General features: G+C 49.0%; 3 protein-coding genes. All 3 read right to left on the bottom strand.

What is annotated here, in order from left to right; genetic code table 11:
• A partial coding sequence (locus JW881_02970; protein MBN1696455.1) for a caspase family protein occupies window positions 1-1,064 on the bottom strand: 1,064 nt, incomplete at its 3' end.
• Window positions 1,065-1,297: 233 nt separating this feature from the next.
• Window positions 1,298-2,077: a hypothetical protein gene (locus JW881_02965; GenBank protein ID MBN1696454.1), complete on the bottom strand. Its 780-nt coding sequence runs from the start codon at window positions 2,075-2,077 to the stop codon at window positions 1,298-1,300.
• A gap of 156 nt (window positions 2,078-2,233) precedes the next feature.
• Window positions 2,234-3,670, bottom strand: a 1,437-nt coding sequence (locus JW881_02960; protein ID MBN1696453.1) for an SPASM domain-containing protein, incomplete at its 5' end; no start/stop codon positions are given.

Below are 3,670 nucleotides of genomic sequence, written 5' to 3'. Positions count from 1 at the left end.
ATGCTGAGGGCGCCGAAGCGTTTCGGCTCCCATGTAAAGACGAGGCTGCTCTTTTCTCCGCCGCCGATCGAGAGGGTTTTTTCCTCACGGTTTTCTTCGTCATAGCGGACTGCGACCGTGTGGTTTCCCGCTTTCACTTCGAGGGTCGAGGATTTTCCGGCACGGATGGTTCCCTGCTCCTCCCCGTCCAGGACGATGCTCCCGTCAACGCGGGCGGATATCTCGATTTCAGCCGGTATTTCTTCCTCCTTGAGAAAAATGAGGAAACTGGAACCGTCCTGGTGGCCGGTTCCGCTGAGACTTCCGATGACGGGAAGGGTTTTCCGCATGCCGAGTCTTATCTCGTTATACAGGATGATCGAATCGAGATAGGGTTCCCTGTTCTGTTTAAGGATTCTTTTCAATTGCCGGCAGAACTCGGAATTGTCGGGCACCGTTTCGGACGCCCCGGAAGTGATGACCTGCCTCGAGACGTGGCTGTAGGCGTTGACGAAATAATCATTCATCCCGGTGATGGAGCGTGTTCCGTCGATGATGTCACCGGAAAAGCAGGAGTCGACGAGGAGCAGCACGTGATTGGCTTCGATATTCGAGACAAGTCCCCTTATCTGGGAGTTGGGAAGCCAGTTTTCCTGCTTGTAGACATCCTTCCCCGAATCGACCGGAATCCAGAATCCGGAATTGGTCTTTGCGTCCAGGTGGCCGTGGCCGGAATACAGGATTAGGAGTGAATCGTCGGGGGTGAGCTGTTTCTGGAGTGTTTCGAACGTTCTGATGATATTCGCCTTGGTCGCCTTGCGGTCGTAGAGTTCGATCACGTTTTTTTTAGCGTAGCGGTAACGGGAGGTGAGGATGCCGCTTATCTCCCTGAGATCGTGAACCGGGTTGCGGAGCGGGATCCATTGTCTATACGCCGAGATACCGATGAGGAGGGCATACTGTTTCCCTATCCTCAAGACAGGCTTGTCGGCCTCCTTCTCCGCCTCGATTCCCCTCCCGCCGGCTGAAAAAAGAAGCGATGGAAGGAAAAGAAAAAGAGAAATGAACATTGCTTTACCATACATGATTTTTTACCTCGAAAGAAAAATGGTTTTCCGTTTTTTCACACGATGCATACTTGTCAATCTGAATTTTGCCAACAGTATATCATGATTCAGGTAAAAGGACAAGTTTTTTTTCATACTTTCCTTATCCTCACAATGTCGCCGGCAGGATCATAAACCGCCTGCGACCGTAAACATATCCGGACGGGGACGGGAAGCCCCCGTCCTTAAAACGATTCCTCCATCCCGGTCCGTCAGCACAAGTAGAGATAGACGATATCCACGCCCGAGCCTCGTCTGTTGCTGCTTTTTTTTACGACCCTGTTGAAAGCGATATAGATAATGTAATTTTCAGGACCTTCTTTGTCCGGTTGGCCGTTCAACGCCCACAGATAATTGTGTTTGATGTTGACATATTTCGAACCGCCGCTTTGAAAGTCCTTCCAGTAGCGCAGCCTGCAATCTGAAATTTCATATCGAATATTCTTTGAATAGTTGTCCGTCGTATGATCGGCTTCCGTATGAATTTTCTTTGACTGTAAAAGGGCTTTGTCGCTGAGATAAACGGCAAGTGTATTGTCTTTTATGTGGAGTTCCGCGTCGTTTTCCTGTGTTCCCGAATCTCCCCCATTGCCGTCATTCGTCGCCGAGTCGCCGATATTCATCGTATAGCCTTCGACGGGATTTTTGAAATACGTCGAGAGTAACAGCCTGGTTTTATCGGGTTTACCGTTTCCCGGCCTGAAATCGATTTCGATAACGACCTCTTCATCATCCCGGGAAACGATCTTCATGTAATTCGAGTCATAACCGTTGAGCCCTGTTCTTGACGCCCCGCCCAATAGTATCGTCCCGATGAGAGCGTCACCGGAAAAGCCTGTATCTTCGAGGTGAGTGACCGCTTCCGGCGAGGATTCGGTCACCTCCGAATCTTCGGGAAGAAGTTCGACCGGAAGATGCGATTCTATCCCGCATCCCAGAAGTCCAATCACCATTATCAGTGATACGATGAAAATGGATATTGTTTTTCGCATGAAACATTCCTTTCCTTTATTTATATAATAGTCACGCACATACCTGTGTAGGGCACCTATAGGTGTGGTAATAATCGTATTTCACGACGGTGGTGATTTGTTTTTCACGCGCGGTTCCATCATGTCACCTCCTTTTTTTGCGTATGGCGTTTTGTCTCACAAAAGATATATTTCTTTGAGGTTCGCTTTCAGCACCTCCTTTATCGCCTCGATATCGGCACCCGCGTGCAGCAGATCGCATATCAAAGAAAGATTCGACTCGATCAGATGTTTTGTCAGGGTGCATTCGACCGGATCGACGGCGAGCATATCGTTGTTACCGATAATCCCGTTGACATAACAGGTGCCTCCGCAGATGTGCCGCGCCCAGCAGCGGTCGCATTCACCGCGCCGTTCGCAGGCGAGGTCGGCGTGGTATCTGTTCCAGTCGATCCCGTCACGGACGTTCCCCGTTCTGTATGCCTCCATTCCCATCACCGAATCACAGGGATAAAAGTCGCCCCGGTGATCCATCGAAATCTGGTTGACGCCCCACCCGCACCGCAGATTGATTTTGTGGTTGAACAGCATCCTCCATAACGGCCGTATCGCGTAATCCTTGCACAGCAATTTCAAAACAAAATAGTCTTCATCGAGAAGCGCTTCCTCGAGAAACGTAAAATACTCGTCATAGCCTGTTTTCAAAGCCCCGATGCTTTTTTCATCAAATGAATACGGGGTTCCCCTCCGCACGGGTTTCATATTGACGCTTTCAAAGCCCAATCCGCTAAGGTGCCTGAGAATGTCGAGCGGGTAGGGATGGCGTGCCGTGATGACGCTTTCAGCCGATATTGGAAGACCTTTTTTCCTGAATGATTGAATGTTGGCGGTGATCACCTCATAACTTCCTTTTCCCCCCGGATATCCGCGGAGCGCGTCATGGACCTCTTTGGGTCCGTCGATACTGATGGAAACGGGCCTGTTTTTTCTGATTCTTTTTATTGTTTTTATAAGCGGGGGCGAAAGAATGGTGCCGTTGGTAATGAAAAAAAGCTCCATTCTTTTTCCGGTACGGGCCTCCGTCTTTTTCAGATAATCATGGATATCGTTCATGAGGCCGGGGTAAAGAAGTGGTTCCGATGCAAGATTGAAGCATACCGTATACGACCGTGCGTCCCTGCCGAAATCATTCACCATCCCGTCGATCGCTTTATACACGAGTCCCCCGTCCTCGATGAGGCGGTTTTCCCCTTTGTCCCTGAAACAGTAGGCGCATGACAAATTGCATTTCGAACCCGCGTTGAGTTTCAAAACGGATATTTCCGATCTCGATCTGGTGCATTGAACGGGGGTGTCGGGAATATCCAGTACGGCGGAAAGAAAATCGGTATTATCCATTATTTCTTCCTGAGATAAGCGTCTCAATACCATGTTGTACTCATCTGCGGTATTTGTTGTAACGAGTTCGCGTAATGAGTCCGATATTTCGACGATATCGCTCGTCCTTTGATCGAAAAAATAAATGATGCCGTTTCTTTCCGTCATCCGGAAACGTGTCGTATCCTTCATTTTTTTTATATACCCAAAGAGTAAATCTTTCTTTTCATATTGTGT

It is taken from the genome of Spirochaetales bacterium, assembly GCA_016930085.1.
Classification (GTDB): Bacteria; Spirochaetota; Spirochaetia; order SZUA-6; family JAFGRV01; genus JAFGHO01.
Note: the sequence above shows the minus strand (reverse complement) of the source record. Positions and strands in the feature narration are given on the sequence as shown.